Here is a 21,485-nt window from a genome sequence, read left to right as displayed (position 1 = left end):
ATTTCATGCCTTCCAATACAATTCGACACGTGCGCGCGCTCAGCGACGCACAACTGAATCAGTTTGTTCAAGACGGGTTTGTCCGACTGGACAACGCTTTTCCCGAGCAGCTTGCCGAGGAAGCCCGCGCTATTCTCTGGCGCGACACCGGATGCGATCCCTTCGACAAGAAAACCTGGACGCGGCCGGTGATCCGGCTCGGCTATTACGGACAGGAGCCGTTTCGGAAAGCGGTGAACACGCCGGTGCTCCACGCAGCCTTCGATCAGCTCGTCGGAAGCGGCCGCTGGCGGCCGCGCGCGGACCTCGGCACTTTTCCGGTGCGCTTCCCGCATGCCGAGGATCCCGGCGATACCGGCTGGCACGTCGACCTCAGCTTCCCCGGCCCGTCGGACGATCCAAACGAGCGCAACGATTTCGCCTCGTGGCGAGTCAACGTGACGTCGCGTGGCCGCGCGCTGCTGATGCTCTTCCTGTTTTCCGATATTGGCGAACTGGATGCGCCGACCCGTATCCGGATGGGATCGCACCTCGATATGGCGCGACTGCTCGAACCTGCGGGCGAAGTCGGCATGTCGCACCTGATGCTCGCCGATGTGGCGGCCGATCGTCCGGAAGCGCTGACCGTCGGAAAAGCCGGCACGGTCTATCTATGCCATCCCTTCCTGATCCATGCCGCGCAGCCGCACCGCGGTTCGAGGCCACGCTTCTTGGCGCAGCCGCCCTTGCATCCGGCCGAACCTGTCCGGCTCGAACGGGAGGACGGCGATTATTCGCCCGTTGAAATGGCTATCCGGCGCGCGCTGCAGGAACATCCGGACTGAGAAGCGAACTCATGCCGCCCGGGTTGGGACCCCCGAACCGGGCGGCATTCGCGAAAATTGCTAGCCGCTCGTAAGATCCTGCGGCGTAAAGCTGAGGTCGAGCACCTTCCATTCGCCGTAGCGGTCTACCGGCAGCATGACATAGGGCTGGCAGGCCGAAAGCGCGCGGATGGCGCCCTGCATCAGCAACGGTCCCTTCATGGAGGCGCTGGCCTCGATCAGGATCGGTTCCGCGGCGAGCCTGCCGTCCGGCGTCATCAGGACACGCAGCTTGACCTTGACGTCGTCGGTGCCCGACAGCGAGGCCGGCAGTTTCGAGCAGGTCTTGAGGTGCCGCCGGAATTCCGCGATCAGAGTGCTCGAGATGTCGGCGGCTTCGGTCGCCGGCCCATCGAACTTGTCGTCGTCCTTGTTGCGGGCTTGCGCCGGCGCCTGCGGCTGCAGCGAGAGGTCGGGCGGCAAGCCCAGCAGCACGTGGTACTTGATCGAGATATCCGGCTCGGGCGGCGTGTAGGCTGGCGCCGCCGGTTGTGATGGCGGCTGTGCCACCGGCTGCGGCGGGGCTGGGCGCGGCGCAGCAAGCGCAGCCTGCTTCTGCGGTGGCGGCTGTAGCTGCCCTGATGGCGGATGTGGACTGGCAGCGGCAGGCGTTTCCAACAGCGAGAAATCAGGCTGCGGCGTTGGCGCTGGTTCCGGCCTGGTCTCAGCGGCTTGCTGTTCGGCCGGCTTTGGCTGTTCGGGAATTTCCTGCGGCGTAACGATCTCGACCGGGACCTGCTCGGCGGTCACCGTGCCGAACGGATGCACCTCCGAAAACAGCAGGAACAGCGTCAGCAGCGACACATGTGCGACTGCCGACGCCGTGATCTCAGTAGGTATGATCCGCCGCAGCTCCATCGTACCGAAATGAGGTTCGTCTTTTTACGGTCGCCAGAATAGCGTTCGGCCGCGCGGCTCCTCAATCCCATTTCGGCGCGAAGCCGAAATCCGTAAGCCGGCCGCCGGCGCTGCCCATGGCGGAAATCTCCTGCATGTCCTCGTCCGATAGCTCGAAATCGAAGATCTCAATGTTCTCCGAGAGCCGCTCGAGTTTCGAGGTGCGCGGAATTGCCGCCACACCCTGCTGCACCAGCCAGCGCAGGCAGATTTGCGCCGCCGTCTTGCGATAGCGGTCACCAATCCGCTGCATCGCGCGATCGCTTTTGATGCGCCCCTTGGCGACCGGGCTGTAGGCCACCAGCGCCATGCCGTGACGTGCGCAAGCCTCGCTCACCTTGGTCTGGTCGAGATAGGGATGGTACTCGACCTGGTCGCAGACCAGCGGTTCCGGGCATGCCGCCACCGCCTCCTCGATCAAGGCCACGGTGAAATTGGATATGCCGATGTGGCGGGCGAGGCCCTGCTGCCTGATCCTTGCCAGCGCGCCCAGCGTCTCCACCAGCGGCACCTGCGGGTTCGGCCAGTGCAGCAGCAACAGGTCGACCTCGGTCAGGCGCAGCCGCACCAGGCTTTCCTTGGCGGAACGTTCCAGGTCATGGGGCGCGAAATGCGAGGGCCAGACCTTGGTGGTGAGAAAAACCTGATCGCGCTTCACGCCCGCAGCCCGCAGCCCCTCGCCGACCTCGCGTTCATTGTCATACATCTGTGCGGTGTCGATGTGGCGATAGCCGAGCCGCAAGGCCTGCTCGACGATCCGCGCGCAGGTGCGTCCGCGCAATTCCCAGGTACCCAGCCCGATCGCCGGGATTTTTGCGCCATTGGCTTCGACAAACAGCATTGGTTGTATCCGCGGACCGTTCCCATTATGGGCTGCGGAAACAGCCGTGCCAACAGATAGCGCTTCGAGCGGAGCGAATTCCGGATAAGCGCGAAGAAACGCGCCAAATAAGCGCTAGGCCGGCGACGGTTCCGTGGCCAGCGCGGCGAAAACGGTCTCCGGCGAATGGGCGATCACCGCGAGCAGCGCCCGCGCCGGCCCGCGCGGCACGCGCTTGCCCTGCTCCCAATTCCGGATGGTTTCGACGGGCACGCCGAGCCGTGCCGCGAATTCGATCTGGGTCAGGCAGGCGCGACGACGAAGGTCGCGCACGGCGGGCAGCGCGGCGGTTTCGCCCGGCGCTGCGTCAGGCATGACGGTCGCGGTTGAAGGCGGCCCCGGCGCGAGCCCGGGCATCGTCGGCACGAGCGGGAACTCCTGCCCGTCCCGCAGTTCGACGATCCGCCCGTCCGCTTTCAGCCGCAACCGCTGCATGTTGACCTCGTGGGCCAACATCATCGGCGAAGCGCCTTAAGGTCCGATTAACGATAAATGAGGCGCTCGTTTTGACGCGTTTTCTTCACGCGAACCGGAATCCACCCCGGATCAAGTCCGGGGCAGGCTTTCGCTTGAAAACGCTATGCTACTTCAGCCCGAACCACAGCGTGGCGATACCGAGGAACGAGAAGAAGCCGACCACGTCGGTGATGGTCGTGACGAAAGTTCCCGACGCCACCGCCGGATCGGCGCGCACCCGGTCCAGCACCATCGGGATCAGGATGCCGCCGAGCGCGCCGGCCACCAGGTTGCAGATGATGGCGAGGCCGATCACGACGCCCAGACCGGGGATCTTGAACCATGCCACCGCAGCGACGCCCGTGATGACGGCAAAAGCGAGACCGTTGACGAGGCCGACCATCGCCTCGCGCATGACGACGCGGAACGCGTTGTTGGAACCGAGCTCGCGGGTCGCCAGCGCCCGCACCGCCACCGTCATGGTCTGGGTCGCGGCATTGCCGCCCTGGCTCGCCACGATCGGCGCGAGCACGGCGAGCGCCACCATCTTCTCGAGCTGGCCCTCGAACAGGCCGAGCACGGAGGACGCCAGAAACGCGGTCGCCAGATTGACCAAGAGCCAATTGAATCGGCCACGCGCGATGGTCCAGACATTGTCGGACAATTCTTCGTCGCTGGTGACGCCGCCGAGCGCCTTCAGGTCTTCATCGGCCTCTTCCTCGATGACGTCGACGACGTCGTCGATGGTGATGACGCCGACCAGCCGGTTGGTGGTGTCGACAACGGGGGCCGCGACCAGATTATACTTGCCGAACATCCGCGCGACCTCTTCCTGGTCGTCGAGCACCGAAACGCGGCGGCGGTCCTCCTCGATCAGGTCGACAAGCGGCACCGGGCGGCGTGCCCGCAACAGCGTGTCGAGCGAAACCGCGCCCTGCCAGTGCTGTTCGGAATCGACCGCGTAGATTTCGTAGAAGCGGTCGGGCAGATCGGGCGTGTCGCGCATGTAGTCGATCGCCTGCCCGACTGTCCAATCCGGCGGCACCGAGATAAACGCGGTCTGCATCCGGCGGCCGGCGGAATTTTCCGGGTAGAGCAGAACGCGCTCGATCGCGACGCGTTCGGGCGGCGGCAGCCTTTCGAGAATCTCTTCCTGGTCCTCCTCGTCGAGGCCCTGGAGCAACTGGACGGCGTCGTCGGACTCCAGTTCGCGAACGCCCTCGGCAACCGTTTCCGGCTCGAGCTCCTCGAGGATCTCCTCGCGGACGGCGTCGTCGACCTCGTTGAGCGCCGAGAAGTCGAAATCGGTGCCCGTGATCTCGACGAGGGTAACGCGGTCCTCGGGCTCGAGGGCCGCGATCAAATCGCCGAGATCGGCCTCGTGTAGTTCCGCCACCACCTCGCACAACAACGGCCGATCGGCAGCATGGATCGCGCGCGTAATCTCCTCGACAAACTCGCGGCGGAGCTGCCCCTCCTCGTCCCGCATCAGAAGATGATCGAGCACGGAGCGTTGCGCTGACAGCGCCTCGGCTTGGGCAACGTCGATATTCTCGGCCATGCCGCGCCTCGCCGGTTTGACAGATGAAAGGGAACTTGCCTGAGTTACGCTGCACGCTTACCCAATCGGCAACACCGAGCGCAATGCCAAATATGTCCAACCGCAAATGACCCGACATTTCAGCGTGGCATCGTTCATGGCGGCCGCGGCATTGATGACCTTGGCTGCGGCAGCGACGGCTGCCGAATGTCCCCGCAAGGACGCGCTCGGCACCTCACGCGTTCTCGCGTTGGACGCCGCTACCTACCCGCGCGTGGGCCTCAAGAGCTTTCCGCAGACGCTTCCGCTGGAAGACCGCGAGGTGGTGCTGACCTTCGACGACGGACCGTGGCGGCCGACGGACCAGAAGATACTGGCGGCACTGGCGCAGGAATGCGTCCGCGCCACCTTCTTCCTGCTCGGAAGGCGCGCCTCCGAACATCCCGAACTGGTGCGAGGAATGGCCGCCCACGGCCATACCATCGCGCACCACACCTGGACCCACCACAATCTCAAATACATGAAGCCGGAGGCTGCCATCAGCGAGATCGACAAGGGCATCGCGGCGGTCGAAAGGGCGCTGCACGGCACGGCCAACAAGACCCCGACCACGCCGTTCTTTCGCTTCCCCTATTTTGAAATGACGCCCGCCACGCTGGAGACCTTGCAAAAGCGCGGCATCGCCGTGTTCGGCGCCGATCTCTGGGCCAGCGACTGGACCCCGATGACGCCGGCGCAGCAATTGAAACTGCTCACGGACCGGCTGCAAATTGCCCGCAAGGGCATCATCCTGCTGCACGATCCGAAAGCGCAGACCGCTTCGATGCTGCCGGCCTTTCTGCGCTACCTCCGCGACAATCACTACCGCGTGGTCCACGTCGTCCCGGCAGATGCCAAAACCGTGTCCGGCAAGGCACATTAGAGCCAAAATCGGCATGAAGTTCAGTCGATTAAAGCACGATTTATCGCGTCTCGTGTAAGCATGGCCCGCCTGAAAGATTGAACCTTGGTGCTGGTCGTCAGGACCAAGGGTTGGAATGAAGCCGGTGTTCAATGATTGTTAGCGTATTCGAAGGCCCCCGAGCCCGGCCATGGGCCGCCTTGTGCATGGGAGTGCTGGCCTGCCTCACCGTACAAACAGCTTCCGCCGCCGAGTGCCCAGGTCATCCTGACGCCATCGGCACGTCACGCACCATCGTCGTCGATCCGCGCGCCTATCCCATCATCGGCACCATGCAGTATGGCAAGACGCTCCCGCTCGAAGACCATGAGGTGGTGCTGACCTTCGACGATGGGCCGCTGCCGAAATACAGCAACCAGATTCTCGATATTCTCGCCGCCCATTGCGCGAAGGCGACCTTTTTCCTGGTCGGAAGCCAGGCCAACGCCAATCCCGAAGGCGTGCGCAAGGTACGCGATGCCGGCCACACGGTGGCCACCCACAGCCAGAATCATCCCGCAGGCATGGATCGCCTGCCGTTCGACCGCTCCAAACAGGAGATCGAACAAGGCATCGCATCGGTGACCGCGGCGCTCGGCGACGGCACCGCGCCGGCGCCGTTCCTGCGCATTCCCGGCCTGCGCCGCACCGACGAGATCGAGGAATTCGCCGCTTCCAAGGGACTTCAGCTCTGGAGCGCCGATTTCCCGGCCGACGACTGGCGCGACGTCTCCGCCAATCGCGTCTATGAGCTCGCGATGCAGCGGCTGGAGCGAAAGGGCAAGGGCATCCTGCTGCTGCACGACATTCAGCCACGCACGGTCACGGCGCTGCCGAGAATCCTGAGCGAGCTGAAGGCGCGCGGCTATCGCATCGTCCATGTGGTGCCGGCGACGCCGGAGCGGCCGGCGACGCCGACCGAGCCGCAGCAATGGCAGTTGCGTCCGCCGTCGGAAGTGGTGGCGATTTCGCGCTGGCCGAAGGTCTCGAAATTCGCTGCTGCCGGCCCCGCCGAGCTCCCCGTTCCTGCGTTGTCCGATCTCGACTGGCACACGGCCGATCTTGGTGCCCACGCCCCGCGACGCGGGCGCGGCGTACCCCTGCCACCGGCAACGCCGTGGCCGCCCCAGACAAGTTTGTCGCCAGTCGGCACGCTGGCCGCGCTGCCGATTCCGGCGGAGAGTATTTTCAATATCCCGGAATCGACGCGCGTAGCCATGCTGGCCTTGTCCGCGCGGCGGACGACGTCGATTGCGCAAGTTCGGTCAACGGAAGTCTCCTCGGCAAGACTCGCCGGGAAATCCCGTCGCCACGACCGCGCAGCGACCGCTCAGCCGCCGGTCCCCTCCGGACAGACCGCTCAGGCGCCGGAGGGCGCCAGCGGGACCGCGCCGAAGCCGGCGGCACAAGCCAAGCGGAATGCGCGGTCGGTTCGCGTTGCTGGTCTGAAAAAGCGCTGATCGGGCGCGGTCCTGGCCTATTCGTTTTCCTGACGTCGGGCACCGCTCGCCCGCCATCGCAACAAAAGCTCAACTGGCCACGATCTTGGCAATGCAGAGTAGGATGACGATGGCGAGAAACAGCAGGTCGATATAGGCCTTGATCTCGCCGGCTTGGCGGAGCCCGCTGACTTCAGCGATCACCTGCTTGCGCGTAGACGTCGAACTCGGCCCCTCGCCCAGCGCCGCCACCAAACGGCGGGCCTCCAGCTCCAGCCGTTCGATGCGCTGGAAGAAGTGAAACGACCGCAGCGCGGACGCCGCATGCATGCCGGCATAGACCAGCACGAGAACCGCGACGACCACGCGATGCTGGTACTTTTCGAGGAAATTCAGAGCAAAATAGACCAGCGCCAGGAACACGAAGTTGGAGAGGAATCGATAGGCGTAGCTCAGAAACAGCATGAAGATGCTCCGGGTGGTCTTGGTAGTCTCGAACGTCTTGGAAGCGCCGAACCGCGGCGAAGCCAGCGGGAATCAGCCGCCGGCCGGCTCATTCAGTTTACGCGAACCGTGCGACGGCAGGGGCGTCAACCCGCGCCCCGTCCCACAGGAATTGCGGCGGCGTGTCATTGCGGACACGCACCTGCCTCACCGTAACCGATTGTGCAGGGCAAAAATCTGCAACTTTTGGTCTGAGCGCAGACCGGCCGATCAGGCGTCCCGGCCATCGCAGCACCGGCGCCGTGCGATCCCTGTTGCCGGATACCGCAAAGGAGACCCGCCATTTGCGGCGGGTACAAGTTTAGGGAGGAGACTTCAAAATAAGCTGATTCGTGGCACCAGCCGTGTGCCGCAATTCACACACGCTATTCAAAAACAAGTCTTCCCGTCGGGACGACAAAGCTGGTCGATGTTCCGGATAGCTCAACGCGGCTATGGCTTGCCTTCGATCATCTTGAGTTTGACGGTTTCGCAGGTCTTGCGGACGTGCTCGGTAAAGATCGAGCATTCCTCGATGCGCTTGAAAATCTTCTTGGCTTCCTCACGATACGACGCCGCGGTATCGCGCATGAAGGCAATGGCATTATGCACTTCGGCGGTCATTGCCTCGCATCTCTTCGCCGCACTGATCAGCTCTGCTCCCATTGCTTCGATTTCCTTGGCCGCGGCTTCATAGTCGCGTACCACGGCCTCGGCCGAGAGCGCGCCGACGCGCGTAACGCCCTCTTCATGCTCGACGTAGTCCGGCATCGGCCCCGATGGAGCCGCCCTGATCGCAGGAAGGCTCCCTACGACATCTTCCTCAAGCTTGGCTAAATCCAGCGGCGCAGTTTTGTGAAGTCGTTCGATACTCGCCATCGGTCATTCTCCATCACTCGATGAAAAACCCCAGCGCATGAGCATGGCGACCGATTCGTGGCGAAATCCTGCATGGAAGAAAGCAACGAAAAGGCAGACGTGTGAATGCAAGCACCGTGGGATAGTGCCGAAGTCGCTTCTGTTCATCCGAAGCGGCACCGGCTCACGCATTAACCATGCCGGTGCATCAGGCTGCGCGTGGCCTACGCTTAATGCGCATTTAACAGTTTTGCATCATTGATTGAGGATCAGCGCAAACTCCTTCAAGCCGCAAGAATTGCGGGCAGCACTCAACCTCTTTCAGGAGGATCGATTGAGGACGCTCCTTATTTGCGCCCTGGCTGTCGCCTTGGTCGGTTGCAGTAGCCAACAACCAACACAGCCATCCTGCGTTGGCCTGAACCCGTTGGCCTGTCTGACCGCGGTTCATGTGCCGATCGAACCTGAGTCGTATGAGAGCGATTCTGCCGCAACGAAACCGGTGTCCGCCGTCGCCTTGCGTGGCGACAGGCCGCCCCGATCTCACGCGGACCACGCGGTCCGTCGAACACCCAAGCCAATCAAGGTCGCGGCGAAGGCTGCCATTCCCATACCGGTTCCTTCTCCGCAAGCGAACCAGCAGACGACGGGCAATGCCGTTGCTTCCCAAGCGCCTCCAGCAAGCGCCGCCGATCCGCATCCAACGACTGACGTTCCGCCAACCCGAACGACAGAGGAGCAGGTGGCGGCCGCATCTGCCGTCGCGGAGCGAATGTCGGTCCCGACATTGGATGCGTCGCTGGATGCTCTCGTGGCCGTCCTCGTGACAGGTCCCGACGTCAAGGCGGTCCCCGACCTGGCCGGTAAGACAATTGCCATCGACGATAGATATTCCGAGTCGTCGATCGGCCGCGTCAGGACCGCGATGGCGGCAGCGGGTGCGCCCGACGTCCAACTGAGCAAAGGTCAAACCACGGCGATCAGTCGGCTGGTCGGCAAAGAAGTTCCGGCCGCGGTCGTCGGGTTAGTCTCTACCCGCGCCGCGGACAGCTTTCCTGAGATCGCGCGATACAAGACGTTCCAAATCCCGCTCAAACCTCGATCGAGCCCGGCCAGGCCGTAACGGGTTTGCTCCCTCCGCACCCGCAGGTTGATTTTTATCCGAGATTGATTGTGACTACTGTAGTCACATTTGATCGAGGTCGTTATGCGTGAAATTCAGCTTCGGGACGCGAAGTCCGGCCTGTCGGCGCTGGTTGATGACGCCGTCGGCGGCGAGCCAATCGTCATCACGCGGCACGGCAAGCGAGAGGCCGTGATCTTGAGCTATCAGGAATGGCAGCGGCTGTCGCAAGTGCCCTCCTTCGGCCGCTTACTGATGGCGGCGCCACTCGCGCCGGACGATCTGCCGCCGCGTGACACCAGGCCGCTGCGTCAAACCGAGTTCTAGTCGTCTTGTATCTAGTGGGCCATCGAGATCGGCATCACCCGACGACAGAGGTGAAAGCAGCGGCACACGCCTTGAAGTTCGGGCACCGAAACGCTATGTTAGACAAAATTGAAATCTGTCTAACATAGGCAAATTGCCGTGACAAAGGCGTCAGCAAGCAAATCCCCAGCGCGCCGCGGTAAGCAGGCGCCGGGCACGACCAAAGATAGCCTGGGGCAGATAAAGACCGTTCATCGCGAGTCGGCGACCGCCCGGTTTATCGTGAGCAAGGCGCGGTTCGAAGCGGTTATGCGGGCAGCGGAAAAGTCCGGTCTCCTGAACGAAAAAGGCAGCCGCATTGGCGGTAGGGTGAGTCCGGCATTGGTGAGGCAGGCCAAACGGCAGACAGGCATCGAGACAGATACGGACTTGATCGAGTTTGCCCTGGCGACGGTCGCGCTTGAGGATAACTTCGCAGACGTGTTCAAGGAGTCTCGTGGCAAGGTCGACCCAAAGCTGAAGCTCGGTTTTTGAGGTGGCGGAGTTTGATTTCGACGTTGCCCGGCGGTGGGCGCGCTTCGATCCGCAGAAAACGCTGACACGACGAAGTAACAATAGGCTGCCGTTCGTCAATCCGAGCTTAATCGGCGGACAGGGACTTCTGCTTGATATCTCCGTTTACATCGATCAGATGCAAGATCGTGCGCCTCAGATCCTGGACGATCTGATCGCGCAGCGACAGGTCAATCATTCGACTGTCGCGATCCAGGAACTGATGCACACGGTCGGCGCATTGAATCCATCCGACGCGCGAACTGCCACCGTCATTGACGTCATCGGCAAGCAGATCAGGGCGATGCCACCACATCGTATCTTTGCGCCGGACACCGAGGTCCTCGGACGTGCTGCGCTGCTGTCGGGGATACTCTGCCGTCTCCAAGGCTACGAAAAGGACGGCAAGCTACGCGCGCTTCAGGACTGCGCGCTGTTCCTTCAAGCGCAAAAGCTGGGCCTGGTTGTCCTGACTGCGAATGTCAGCGATTATGATATCCTACTCCAACTCATTCCAACCGGACGGGCGCTGTTCTATCACGCGAAATGACCCCCCATTGATGGTTTGAAAGAGCTTTTGACGGGGCCCGATCCGCCCGCACACTTTCGAAAACACCAGTCGTTGCAAGATTCGGCTAACCCCGTTCCGTGACGGCAGCTCTCGAACAGGCGGGCCTGGATGTCCATGCGGGGAGCGATTGGACGAACGAGCCTGTCCTCCTGCTGGCGGAGAAACGCGGGCTTTGAACGGCACGTAATCAGCCGCACGCCAGCGATCAGGCCGACACGATTCCGGCCAGACGTGTGACCACATCATCGATCTCGTCTGACGTGGTGGCCCTTCCCAAGCTGAAACGGATCGCTCCCATTCCAATTCTCTCGGGTATGCCCATAGCGGCGAGAACGGGCGAGAGCTCAATGTGCCCCGAATGGCACGCCGAACCCGTGGATGCTGCGACACCGTGCAGCTCTCTCAGAATGTCCGCGCCGATCCTGTCCACGAACGATACGTTGAGCGTGTTGGGCAAACGATCTATCGCATGGCCATTAAGCACGACACGATCGCCAAAACGATCCTGCAGTGTCTGCCAGAAGCGATCACGTACCGACTGGATGCGCTCCATCGGCGCAACGTTTGTGGCCAGCACGCAGGCCGTCCCGAGCCCGACCGCCAGCAGTGCGCTCTCGGTCCCGGCACGACGCCCCATCTCGTGGCCTGCGCCGTGGATCAACGGCTCCAGTTCGACGCCGCTTCGTACATAGAGTGCGCCGACGCCCTTGGGGGCGTAGAGCTTGTGACCTGCGATCGACAGCAGATCGACGCCGAGGTTGCCGACTTTGGTCGGTATCTTTCCGACCGACTGCGCTGCGTCAGTGTGAAAACGTATCCTGCGCTCCCGTGCGAGCGCGCCGATTTCCTCGATCGGCTGGATTGTGCCCACCTCGTTGTTAGCGTGCATGATGCTGATCAGGACCGTCTGCGGAGTAATGGCGCGGCGCACGTCCTCCGGATCGACCCGGCCCGTGCGATCGACCGGAAGGTAAGTGACCGCAGCGCCGAACCGTTCGAGAAACCGGCACGGAGCAAGAACAGCGGGATGCTCGATGGCCGAGGTGATGATGTGCGCACCTTTGCGGTTGAGCGCGAAGAAGGTGCCCTTGATTGCCAAGTTGTTTGCTTCGCTGCCGCCGCTGGTGAAGACGATCTCGTCGGGCGCAGCCCCGAGCAGCGCGGCGACTTGGCCACGGGCCTGCTCCAGGGCGGCTTTTGCCGGCGTGCTGGCCCAATGTCCGCTGGACGGATTCCCAAACGCCTCGTCCAAGAACGGCCGCATAGCTGCCGCCACCGCTGGATCGATGGGCGTGCTCGCGTTGTAGTCGAGATAGATCGGGAGCATATCAGTGAGACTCACTTTGAAATTAGGGACGCTGCACTGCTCTGGATCTAGGATCGCTACGGTAGCGCAGCGTCCGTCAATTCATTCTGTGACCGTCGCGGTGGTGGTGGCAGGTCCAGCGCCGGTCGCGCCTTCGCGCATGAACACCGCAACGACGACGCCAGAAACGAACGTCAGCGCCGCGATCGAGATGATAGCCGCTGCAAGCCCGAATTGGTCGGCGATGATGCCGGCCGACAGCGCGCCGATCGCGTAGCCGAGATCGCGCCAGAACCGGTAAACGCTGAGCGAGCGGGCGCGCCAACTCGGATGCGATGCGTCGGAGACCGCGGCGATCAGGCTCGGATAGACCATGGCCGTGCCGAGACCGAGCAGGAGGCTCGCGACGAGCCACCACTCGAAACGACTGGTGGCGGCAGTCAGGAACAGGGCCGCGGCCTGAATCCACATGCCTCCCGCGATCAGACCCTTGCGGCCCCAGCGGTCTGACAGCGGGCCGGTTGCGATCTGCAGAATGCCCCAGGTGGCCGGATAGACCGCCTTCAGGATGCCGATGCGCTCGACCGTCAGTCCAAACGACACAAAGAACAGCGGGAAGATTCCCCAGCTCATGCCGTCGTTGAGGTTGTTGACGAGTCCGGCCTGCGAAGCGGCAAACAGATTTCGGTCTTTGAAAGAGGTAAGGAGGAAAATCTCCCTGAAACTGATCGGAGCTGCCTGCCGCGCATGGCCCGCGGTCTCGAGCCGAACGTGATCGCGGGTGTCGCGCACCAGAAGGATCGAGAGCGCGGCGCCCAGGATCGCATAGACAACGCCGAGATAGATCGGCGCCGGACGCAGCCCGTATTCCGACGCAATATAGCCGGTGAGGAAGGCGGTGACACCGACCGCGAGGTAGCCGGCGAACTCATTCAGGCCTACGGCCAGTCCGCGCGACTTCGGTCCGACAAGATCGATCTTCATGATGACCGTCATCGACCAGGCAAAGCCCTGGTTGATGCCGAGCAGGGCATTGGCGGCAATCACCCACTCCCAGCTTGGTGCCCAGATGATCATGAACGGCACCGGTAGCCCAACGAGCCAGCCCAGAATGAGAACGCGCTTACGCCCCCAGATGTCGGCAAGCTGGCCAGAAACCAGGTTGGCGCAGGCCTTCACTACTCCGAAGCTGACGATGAAAGAGACGACAAGCGTCGTCGAGCCGATTCTGAACTCCTCGGCACCGATCAGCGGCACGACGGTTCGCTCGATTCCGACCATCCCGCCGACGAAGGCGTTGATCAGGACAAGCAAAGCGAATTGCGGCCAGTTCTCCTTCAGGCCGAGCCTGACTGATGGGGCAGCTTGTGGACTGGGTACAGCTTCGCTCATCGGATCACGCAGCTTCAGCTGCGAGGCCTGAATTGACGGCCCTGATCTTCGCGGCCTCCGGCGGTGCCGGCGGAATCTCCGACACCATGAAGCGAACGAACTCGGCTTCATCCGCTATCATGAACGCCTGATTGTGCCGTTTCTCGAAGCCGATGGTCGACCATGGCTTGCCGCTGAGCTGCCGGCCGCAGACTGATCCGGCATAGGCGCCCGCCAGAACCTCGACATCATCTGGAAGCTCCTTCAGCCGACGTGCGCTGCGGAACAATTGCTTCGCGCCTTCTTCGGCGCTCGTGGCAAGCTCGGTGCGGCCGAGATCGCCGACCATCAGCGTGTGGCCGCTCAGGACGAACCAGGGCTCTTCGCCTCGGGTGTGGTCGGTCACGAGAATGCAGATGTGCTCGGGCGTGTGGCCGGGTGTGTGCAGAGCTTTTGCAGTGACGTTGCCGAGAGGAAGGATTTCTCCTTCGCGTACGCCCTTGAACGGAAACGCGACGCCTGCCTCGGCCGAGAGCACATACGGGGCGTCGGCCGCCTCCGCGAGCGCCCGCCCGGCGGAGATATGGTCGGCGTGAACGTGCGTGTCGATCACGAAGTTGATTTTCATGCCGGCATTTTCTGCGGCTTGGAGGTAGGGTTGTATATCGCCAACGGGGTCAACCACAGCCGCCGTTGCCTTGCCGCCGCAGCCGAAGAGGTACGAGATGCCGACCGGATCACGATGCAAGAATTGACGCAGGATCATGGGCTTGCACTCCCCTCTGAGAGCAGCTAAATGAACATTCAATCGATCTGCTGAATGATATATCTAGGAGTAGCCGTGTCAAGCACCGGACCTAAACAGGCGATCTACGAGAACCTCGCCGAAGTGGCGCAGGCGCTGGGTCACTCTCACCGGCTTGAACTCTTGGAGCACCTCGGCCAAGGCGTGCGGAGCGTCGAGGAGCTATCCGATCGGGCGCATCTGACGTTTGCAAATACCTCGCGCCACCTGCAGATTCTTAGGCGGGCACGCCTCGTCGAAACGGAGCGTCGCGGCAAATACATTCTCTATCGCTTGGCTGGTGATACCGAAGTGGTCGCACTGATCAAAGCTCTCGGGCGTGTCGGCGAGCGAAATGTTGCCGAGATCGGCCGAGTCGTAACTGATTATTTTCAGGCGCGAGATGCGCTCGAACCAGTATCCCGCGATGACCTGGTCGCCAGATTGCGCGACGATCTGGTCACAGTGCTCGATGTGAGACCTGAAGACGAGTTCGCGCTGGGCCATCTTCCGGGGGCTCTCAATATTCCTCTCGCCGAACTGGAACGACGCTTGGATGAACTTCCCAAAAGCCGAGAGGTGATTGCCTACTGCCGGGGACCCTATTGCGTCCTTTCGTTTGAAGCTGTGGCAGCGCTCAGAACCCGCGGCTACCGCGTCCGCCGGCTCGAAGATGGCTACCCCGAGTGGAAGGCCGCTGGTCTACCGGTCGAATCTCTCGCCTGAGCCAAGCTGATCCTGGTGCACATCATGGACAAGAAAATTGATCGCGCAGACAGCGCTTGGCCGATCGTTGACGGGAAGGACCACAGGGCGCCCTCAGTGTTCCGACCGGAAGCCCTCTTGAGGGAGGCGCGCAGGCAGAGGGGGTTGCCACTGGTCGCCGTCCCCGAAATCTGCGTGCTCGATCCCGACGGCGATGTCGTCCGCCACCTCAAACGGACGGGCACGGGCCGCATCCATGAAGGATGGGCCTGCTATCACACCGAACTTCTCGCCTTCGATATCGCCGGCATCGGCGAAGCTGGCATCGTCGGTTGCGCCGTCGGCGCGCCCTTTGCCGTGCTGGTCGCCGAGCAGCTTTTCGCATCCGGTTGCCGGCTGCTCATCAGCGTGACGTCCGCTGGCCAGATTACTCCGATCGGACCCACGCCGTACTTCGTACTCATCGATCGCGCGCTCCGCGACGAAGGGACGAGCTATCACTATCTGCCGGGCTCCACGTTCGCCGATGCGCCCGATGCGCCGCTTCTCGCTCGCGTGGAACAGGCCGGACGCGCCCTGCCAAGCATCGCGCTACATCGAGGCGCGACATGGACGACGGATGCTCCCTATCGCGAAACCGCGTCGGCGATCGCACGGGCGCGCCAGTTGGGCGCGCTGGCCGTCGAAATGGAAGCCGCAGCCCTGTATGCCTTCAGCACGACAAACGGACATTCCATAGTCTGCTTCGCCCATGTGACCAACTCCATGGCGCAGACGGAGGGAGATTTCGAGAAGGGCGAAGCCGACGGCGCAGAGGCGACGCTGGCTGTCGTCGCCGCCACGGCTCGCGCCTGGCGCAGTTAGTAGCGATCACGCAAGTCAGGGCGACGCCGGCGTGGGCCAAATCGCGAAAATATTTTTTTGCATCAATAGCTTATGTGCCTGGTGCGCTCGGAGGGCGGTCGCATTTGCTGCGATTTCAACGGGTTGCCTAGATGGGTAAAGAAACTAGGTGCATTTCCTGCTTATAAGTGCCTTTCTGTCCGCTCTCCCGCCCGATGGCTTCCGCGTAGGCGACTAGGTTGCGGTGGACGGGGCCGGCAACTCGATCGTGAGTTTTACCGGCTCGCGAGTTGGGTCATTCGATCGAGTGCTGTGCCGAAGCCGTTCAATGACACATCGAAGGTAACGGCGTCACCACTGGACAGATTGAGGGATGCGACGACAAGTTTTCCCGCCTTGCGCATGGCGTCGGTCGCCGCTGCTGGGAAGCTAACCGGCAAGAGGCAGCCCTGCGGCACGCAGGTAGAAAATCGCAATCCTTTGCCGAGGTCCTTGTCGTCGAGCTTGAGAATCGCTCCGCTGTCGAGATTGAGCCCGAACGGCATCAGGATGGCGCCTTCGGTCTTGCCTTCGCTGGGCGGGTGCAGCTCGACCGCAAAGATGCGTTGTCCGGTCTGGTTGTTGCCCTGGGCCTGCGACAGCAAGCATTGCTTCTGGCTGTTGGCGATGCGGCAATCCACGGTCCAGTCGCCATAAGTCTCGTTGATCGACGACGCGCCGTTTGGCAGTGTCGTCGCAGGCGGCGTCGGCTGTTGCACTGTCGGCGTCTGTACCGGACGCGTCGAGGATGCCGGCTGCTGCGCAACAGCCTCATCCACCATCGCAGCCAGGAGGATCGAGGCAAGCCAGATCAGCGAAGCGGCGCTGCGAGACATCATCGGTTGAACCTGATGGGAACGGCGAGCGTGACGGAGCCGCCACCGACATTTGGCGGCGGCGCGGGCACCGGACTGGCGCGGCGCGGCAACGAGACCGCCTCCGCATCAAGCGCGGAATCGCCGGATGATCGAACCAGCCGTGACGAAAGCACCCGGCCCGAGCGATCGATGGTGAAGGCAACCATTGTGACGACGGTGCCGGCCGCAGCCGCCGGACGCTTGTGGCGATTGAGATGCGCCATCAGCGCACCGCGCCAAGACGCAGGTGACATCGATGGATCAAATGACGCACTGGCATGTGACGCGGCCGCGCGATCGGAGCGTTGGGCTTGCGATGTCGGCGGCGCGGTGGTCTGTGGCGCGCGGATATTCTTCGGATCTATCGGCTTCTTCTTTTCGACTGTCTTCACCTTGGGCGGCGGCTTCTTGACGGGTTCGGGTTTTGGCGGCTCCGGTGACGGCGGGGTAAGTACCGCCTCCGCATTTTCTTTCTCGGGCAGCTTTTCGATCGGCTTCTCGACCACGTCCTGCGGGACAGGCTCCTGCACCTCTTCAGGCTTTTCGACGGGTTTCTCCGGCTCTTCAGGCGTAGGCTCGGTTTGCGCCTCCGTCATCTGCGGCCCGGGGGCCACGTCCTGCGGCGGCGCTTCAGGCGAGACCGCCAATGGTGCCAGTTCGATCATCACGGCGGGCGGTGGCTCGCCCACTGCCATTGCCGGCTTCCAATTGAGTGCGAGCCACGCCCCGCTGCCATGCGCGGCCGCGACAACGATCGCCGCAGCGCTCCATCGTATCAGGGAGAGCGCGGTGATGTTGCGGTCGGGCCGGCCGTCGGGATCGCGCCAGTCGATCATCGCTGCGGCGGCCCTCCGGTTGGTGGCGGAGACGCCGGCAAGCCGCCGGCAGCCGTGACCTGCCCGATGTCTTCCAATCCGACCAGCGCGATCTTCAGGTAACCGGCTTGGCGCAGCAGGTTCATCACGTTCATCAGTTCGCGATAGGCTACGACGCCATCGGCGCGCAGGAAAATTCGCTGCTCGCGGTCGTTATTCGTTTGCTGATCGAGCGTGGCCTGCAGCACGCTGCGCGGCACGTCCTCATTCCCGAGTGCCAGTGTGAGGTCCGACTTCACGGTCAGGAAAATCGGCTTGTCCGGCCGCGGTTGCTGCTGCGCGTTCGATACTGGCAAATCGACAGCCACGTCCACCGTGGACAAGGGCGCTGCCACCATGAAGATGATGAGCAGCACGAGCATCACGTCGATAAACGGCGTGACGTTGATGTCGCTAACCTCCGTGAGGTCGCCATCCTGCGGGTCTTTGAGGGTAACGGCCATCGGTCACTCCGCGGAACGAAGCGCGGCGCGCGGCGGGCGATCGACGGCATCACGATCACGTACGGCCGTGTAGTAATCCGGGGACGCAGAGGCTTGAGGACCGGCGTTGCCCCTCTCGCGTCGTTCCAGGTCGCGCGAGAGGTGCTGGAGGATTTCGCCGGAGGCGTCGGAGAGAAGCGCGCGGTATCCAGCAATCGCACGCGCGAACACGTTGTAGATAATGACGGCCGGGATCGCGGCGACGAGACCGATCGCGGTCGCGAGTAGCGCCTCAGCGATGCCAGGCGCCACCACAGCAAGATTCGTGGTCTTCGACTGCGAAATGCCGATGAAGGAATTCATAATTCCCCACACGGTGCCAAACAGGCCGACGAAGGGCGCGGTCGCGCCGATCGTCGCCAGGAGGCCGGTGCCGCGCGCCACGTTGCGGCCGCCGCCCGCCTCGATCCGCGATAGCGCGATCGCGAGACGCTCCTTCACGCCTTCTGCTGACAAGTCGGGCGAGCGCCTCAGTTCTCGTGCGGCGGCCTGTACGAGATCCGCAACCGGACCGCTTCGCGTCCACCCTGCCTCGATCGCGGTTGTCGCCTCGGCAAGGCTGTCGGCGCGCTGCAGTTTGCGCGTTGCGCTTCTCGCCTTGCGCTTGGCGCCTGCAAGTTCGAGCCCCTTGCCGAGCCACACCGTCCACGTCACTAGCGAGGCGAAGGCCAGACCGATCATCACCGCCTTCACGATGATGTCGGCCTGCATGAACATGCCCCACGGCGACAAGTCGTGCGGCAGTGTTGCGGGCGCGGTCGTCGCCGGCGGTGTGGCGGCCGGCAGTTCTGTCAACGGATCGGCCGCAGGCACTCCGGAGCGAGGTTCGCCCGGTGCGACCGATGCAGGCGAAGCGGGTGCTGGATCAGCGGTCGGCGCAGGTGGTGCAGATACCGCCGGTGGCTGAGGCGCCGCAGCGGGTTGCTGTTGCGGTTGTTGGTCTTGCGCACGCACGGGGCCGGACACGCTTCCAAACATGAGCAGCGACCCGAGCACGACGCGCGCGATCTTTCGGATCGGCATTCTTCCTAATGTTGCTTCAGAGGCTCGCTTCATTTCTGGTTCTTTCTATCCGCTGGCTGGCTTGCGGCGCCCTTTCCGGTCGGGAAGGTCGTGGTTGACATGTCTTTTCAGTTTCAGCGCGCAGGCCCTGGCTGTGAGCCCGCGTGCATGGTCATTCCGCCGGGATCACGGCAGCCTCATGCGACACCGTGCGGCCATTGGCCTTGCGGATGGACCAGATGCTGTCGGCGGGACCGCTCCTGATCCGGCGTGTGGTGGCGATCGTCATCCAGGCGAAGCAGAACGCGCCGATGAAAGCGACGACATCGACGCCGATCGTCGCGGCGCTGCCATGCGCCCACATGCCGAGCGCCGGGAACAGCAGCGCGATGAGCGTGGTCAGTGGGATCGCCATCGTGGCGGCGGCGCAGAGCCATAGCAGATGCACGGCGGAGCGCGCCGCGCCCCATGCGAAGGCCCATGCAACCGAACCGAGGAACACCGCGTAATAAACAAGCTCATGCCAATGATTGAGATCGGCTACGCGACCATGCAGCCATTTGGCGGCAACGATGGTGAGCGAGATGCCCGCGACGCAGCCGAGGCAAACACCTACGGTCGCGCTGCCCAAAAGGCGCGTCGAGCGCGACTGCTCGACCTCGCCGCCATTGCGAGCCTTCTTCCGCCGCGTCTCTATCCACAGCAGGTTGCCCGAATAGAACAGCCATGCCCCGGAAAATCCGAGGAAGAAATAGGCCCATGTAATCGTGATCCCGCCATATTCCCCAGTGTGCAAGGCGAAGATCGTCGTTGACGCTCGCCGGTCCGGATCTTGGCGCGATGCACGATTATCCTTGATGAGATTGCCGGTCACGGCGCTGAGCATGACGCCTCCGAAGCTTGTATGCCCAACATAGCCGCGCTCGGCTCCTACGAATCTCACGGCAGCGGCTTTATCTCCGAAATTCTTGAAGACCATGACCCTGGGCTCAAAATCGGGCACCTGAGCGTGCAAGCGTTGGAGCAACTGTGCGGGCGGCAGCATCGCGCCCGCCTCGCCGCTCGGCCTCGGCGCGGTCCACCGCTCGAAATCGCGTTTCATCACGATCTGTTGCCTACCGCCGAAGATCACAATCTCTTGCGCGGACCAGAGCGGGCCGCCGAAGCCCCATGCTGTTGCGGTCACCGCCATCACAAGGTGAAACGGGAGTGCTGTAATCCCGACGACATTGTGCGCGTCCAGCCACATGCGTTTGAGGTTTCTGCCTATGCGCAGAGCGAACAAATCCTTCGCGAGCGACGGAAGCAGCACAATGACGCCGGCGATCAGCGCCACGCCGTAGAGCAGCGAGACCGTGCCCATTAAATACGATCCCCACGGTTCTGGAATCCCGACGCGCATGTGGATTCTATTGATGAACTCCGCCAATTCGGATGGCTCTTCCTGCTTTGCCTGCAGCGTGCCATCAGATTTTAGCGTCGCCCACCAATGGAGGTGCTTGTGCGCTTGGCCCTCTTGATGCGGCGCGTCTTCTTCCCAAGTTACCCGCGCAGGCTCATTCTCGTGCCCACGCAGATGAAGCGTGATGCCTTCCTCTCGCGCTTCAGGATGCGCGGCGGCCACTAATTCGAGGAGTCGGGGCGTATCCTCCAGCGGCACGGCCGCCACCCCCACGGCGGGCGGCGACGCCCAACGCGCGATCGGCTCCTGAAACATGGTGAGCGCCCCCGCATAGAAGGCAATGAACAGGGCGAAACCGCAACTGATGCCAATCCAGGTATGGACGGCCTTGTAGAGCTTGACGATATCGGCGCGGATCATGTTGCCCTCACGCGAAGAAATAGAAGCGGCAGGCAAACAGCGCCGCGAAGGCGATCAGGTTCGCCGCGCCCAGCCATGTCCAAGCCGCGCGACCGCTGCGAAACAGGAAGCAGAAGCCGAACACCGCGATCCAGACGAACGCTTCCAGGTGGCGCATCAGCGAGTAGCGTCCAGTCGGAGCGTCTATGCCGCCCGGGCCCAGGTAGGCATACAGACCGACCAACGAGAGCGCCAAGCCCAAACCAAGGATTGCGCCGGCACTGGCCTTGCCCCACCAATCTGGCTGGATTTCCCTCGCCATGTCAGTTCTTCCACAAAGTGCCACGAAGCGCGGCGGCATAGGGAAAGGCGAACAGGCACACCATCATCACATGCAGGGTCACGAAAAGGCCGGACAGCGGAAGAAATGCCGCAATCCATGCGAAGAGGCCGGCCACCGACATCAGGCTTCCCGCCGCCATAAGCGGCTTCCGCGGGAGATTTTGCGAAAG

At 62.8% G+C, this 21,485-nt stretch carries 25 protein-coding genes; 9 read left to right on the top strand and 16 right to left on the bottom strand.

Annotation, left to right across the window (positions count from 1 at the left end; genetic code table 11):
• Window positions 1-5 precede the first annotated feature (5 nt).
• Window positions 6-824 (top strand): phytanoyl-CoA dioxygenase, encoded by an 819-nt coding sequence (locus V1277_RS28660; RefSeq protein ID WP_334419183.1) that lies wholly within the window; start codon window positions 6-8, stop codon window positions 822-824.
• Between the two features lie 60 nt (window positions 825-884).
• Here the strand turns inward: V1277_RS28660 and V1277_RS28655 are convergent, their stop codons facing one another.
• From V1277_RS28655 to mgtE, 4 genes are all read right to left on the bottom strand, one after another.
• Window positions 885-1,667 carry a hypothetical protein gene (locus V1277_RS28655; protein ID WP_334419182.1) on the bottom strand — a complete coding sequence of 261 codons (783 nt, stop codon included), beginning with the start codon at window positions 1,665-1,667 and terminating at the stop codon, window positions 885-887.
• A 115-nt stretch (window positions 1,668-1,782) separates the two neighbouring features.
• Window positions 1,783-2,601: an aldo/keto reductase gene (locus tag V1277_RS28650; protein ID WP_334419181.1), complete on the bottom strand. Its 819-nt coding sequence runs from the start codon at window positions 2,599-2,601 to the stop codon at window positions 1,783-1,785.
• Window positions 2,602-2,715: 114 nt separating this feature from the next.
• Window positions 2,716-3,075, bottom strand: a complete 360-nt coding sequence (locus V1277_RS28645) for a helix-turn-helix domain-containing protein (RefSeq protein ID WP_334420482.1) — start codon at window positions 3,073-3,075, stop codon at window positions 2,716-2,718.
• A 148-nt stretch (window positions 3,076-3,223) separates the two neighbouring features.
• Window positions 3,224-4,657: a magnesium transporter gene (mgtE, locus tag V1277_RS28640; RefSeq protein WP_334374864.1), complete on the bottom strand. Its 1,434-nt coding sequence runs from the start codon at window positions 4,655-4,657 to the stop codon at window positions 3,224-3,226.
• A gap of 106 nt (window positions 4,658-4,763) precedes the next feature.
• On the opposite strand from mgtE, the gene V1277_RS28635 reads away from it, so the two are divergent.
• The gene (locus V1277_RS28635) at window positions 4,764-5,558 is read left to right on the top strand and encodes a polysaccharide deacetylase family protein (RefSeq protein ID WP_442894529.1); all 795 of its coding nucleotides are present in this window, start codon (window positions 4,764-4,766) and stop codon (window positions 5,556-5,558) included.
• Window positions 5,559-5,743: 185 nt separating this feature from the next.
• On the top strand, window positions 5,744-7,036 hold the full coding sequence (locus V1277_RS28630; RefSeq protein ID WP_334419180.1) for a polysaccharide deacetylase family protein: 1,293 nt from the start codon (window positions 5,744-5,746) through the stop codon (window positions 7,034-7,036).
• Between the two features lie 69 nt (window positions 7,037-7,105).
• Here the strand turns inward: V1277_RS28630 and V1277_RS28625 are convergent, their stop codons facing one another.
• Complete coding sequence (locus tag V1277_RS28625; RefSeq protein WP_334374862.1) at window positions 7,106-7,480, bottom strand: hypothetical protein; 375 nt, start codon at window positions 7,478-7,480, stop codon at window positions 7,106-7,108.
• 471 nt (window positions 7,481-7,951) lie between these two features.
• Entirely contained in the window at window positions 7,952-8,377 is a 426-nt protein-coding gene (locus tag V1277_RS28620; RefSeq protein WP_334419179.1) for a hypothetical protein, read from the bottom strand.
• Window positions 8,378-8,618: 241 nt separating this feature from the next.
• Between V1277_RS28620 and V1277_RS28615 the strand changes: the two genes are divergently transcribed.
• From V1277_RS28615 to V1277_RS28600, 4 genes are all read left to right on the top strand, one after another.
• Window positions 8,619-9,479: a hypothetical protein gene (locus V1277_RS28615; protein ID WP_334419178.1), complete on the top strand. Its 861-nt coding sequence runs from the start codon at window positions 8,619-8,621 to the stop codon at window positions 9,477-9,479.
• A gap of 84 nt (window positions 9,480-9,563) precedes the next feature.
• Complete coding sequence (locus tag V1277_RS28610; protein WP_334419177.1) at window positions 9,564-9,806, top strand: type II toxin-antitoxin system Phd/YefM family antitoxin; 243 nt, start codon at window positions 9,564-9,566, stop codon at window positions 9,804-9,806.
• Between the two features lie 138 nt (window positions 9,807-9,944).
• Window positions 9,945-10,319: a hypothetical protein gene (locus V1277_RS28605; protein ID WP_334419176.1), complete on the top strand. Its 375-nt coding sequence runs from the start codon at window positions 9,945-9,947 to the stop codon at window positions 10,317-10,319.
• A gap of 1 nt (window position 10,320) precedes the next feature.
• Entirely contained in the window at window positions 10,321-10,887 is a 567-nt protein-coding gene (locus V1277_RS28600) for a DNA-binding protein (protein WP_334419175.1), read from the top strand.
• Between the two features lie 226 nt (window positions 10,888-11,113).
• On the opposite strand, the gene V1277_RS28595 is transcribed toward V1277_RS28600, so the two are convergent.
• The 3 genes from V1277_RS28595 to V1277_RS28585 all read right to left on the bottom strand — a co-directional run bounded on the left by V1277_RS28595 (window position 11,114) and on the right by V1277_RS28585 (window position 14,351).
• A complete protein-coding gene (locus tag V1277_RS28595; protein WP_334419174.1) occupies window positions 11,114-12,235 on the bottom strand; it encodes a cysteine desulfurase family protein in 1,122 nt (373 codons plus the stop codon).
• An 81-nt stretch (window positions 12,236-12,316) separates the two neighbouring features.
• The gene (locus tag V1277_RS28590; protein ID WP_334419173.1) at window positions 12,317-13,606 is read right to left on the bottom strand and encodes an MFS transporter; all 1,290 of its coding nucleotides are present in this window, start codon (window positions 13,604-13,606) and stop codon (window positions 12,317-12,319) included.
• Window positions 13,607-13,610: 4 nt separating this feature from the next.
• On the bottom strand, window positions 13,611-14,351 hold the full coding sequence (locus V1277_RS28585; protein ID WP_334419172.1) for an MBL fold metallo-hydrolase: 741 nt from the start codon (window positions 14,349-14,351) through the stop codon (window positions 13,611-13,613).
• A gap of 75 nt (window positions 14,352-14,426) precedes the next feature.
• Between V1277_RS28585 and V1277_RS28580 the strand changes: the two genes are divergently transcribed.
• Together V1277_RS28580 and V1277_RS28575 are read left to right on the top strand one after the other, a co-directional pair.
• Window positions 14,427-15,095: an ArsR/SmtB family transcription factor gene (locus tag V1277_RS28580; RefSeq protein ID WP_334419171.1), complete on the top strand. Its 669-nt coding sequence runs from the start codon at window positions 14,427-14,429 to the stop codon at window positions 15,093-15,095.
• 24 nt (window positions 15,096-15,119) lie between these two features.
• Window positions 15,120-15,938, top strand: a complete 819-nt coding sequence (locus V1277_RS28575) for a nucleoside phosphorylase (RefSeq protein ID WP_334420480.1) — start codon at window positions 15,120-15,122, stop codon at window positions 15,936-15,938.
• 254 nt (window positions 15,939-16,192) lie between these two features.
• Here the strand turns inward: V1277_RS28575 and V1277_RS28565 are convergent, their stop codons facing one another.
• The 7 genes from V1277_RS28565 to V1277_RS28535 form a co-directional block, all read right to left on the bottom strand.
• Window positions 16,193-16,795: an invasion associated locus B family protein gene (locus V1277_RS28565; protein ID WP_334419170.1), complete on the bottom strand. Its 603-nt coding sequence runs from the start codon at window positions 16,793-16,795 to the stop codon at window positions 16,193-16,195.
• Window positions 16,792-17,649, bottom strand: coding sequence for an energy transducer TonB family protein (locus tag V1277_RS28560; RefSeq protein WP_334419169.1), 858 nt, complete (start codon window positions 17,647-17,649; stop codon window positions 16,792-16,794). The genes V1277_RS28565 and V1277_RS28560 overlap by 4 nt, the downstream gene beginning before the upstream one ends.
• A complete protein-coding gene (gene exbD / locus V1277_RS28555; RefSeq protein WP_334419168.1) occupies window positions 17,646-18,131 on the bottom strand; it encodes a TonB system transport protein ExbD in 486 nt (161 codons plus the stop codon). The genes V1277_RS28560 and exbD overlap by 4 nt, the downstream gene beginning before the upstream one ends.
• 3 nt (window positions 18,132-18,134) lie before the next feature.
• Window positions 18,135-19,148, bottom strand: a complete 1,014-nt coding sequence (exbB, locus tag V1277_RS28550; RefSeq protein WP_334420479.1) for a tonB-system energizer ExbB — start codon at window positions 19,146-19,148, stop codon at window positions 18,135-18,137.
• Between the two features lie 196 nt (window positions 19,149-19,344).
• The gene (locus V1277_RS28545; protein WP_334419167.1) at window positions 19,345-20,994 is read right to left on the bottom strand and encodes a PepSY-associated TM helix domain-containing protein; all 1,650 of its coding nucleotides are present in this window, start codon (window positions 20,992-20,994) and stop codon (window positions 19,345-19,347) included.
• A gap of 7 nt (window positions 20,995-21,001) precedes the next feature.
• Window positions 21,002-21,295, bottom strand: coding sequence for a hypothetical protein (locus tag V1277_RS28540; RefSeq protein WP_334419166.1), 294 nt, complete (start codon window positions 21,293-21,295; stop codon window positions 21,002-21,004).
• 1 nt (window position 21,296) lies between these two features.
• On the bottom strand, window positions 21,297-21,455 hold the full coding sequence (locus tag V1277_RS28535) for a hypothetical protein (protein ID WP_334419165.1): 159 nt from the start codon (window positions 21,453-21,455) through the stop codon (window positions 21,297-21,299).
• Between the last annotated feature and the right edge of the window lie 30 nt (window positions 21,456-21,485).

Source organism: Bradyrhizobium sp. AZCC 1588, assembly GCF_036924735.1.
Classification (GTDB): Bacteria; Pseudomonadota; Alphaproteobacteria; order Rhizobiales; family Xanthobacteraceae; genus Bradyrhizobium.
Note: the sequence above shows the minus strand (reverse complement) of the source record. Positions and strands in the feature narration are given on the sequence as shown.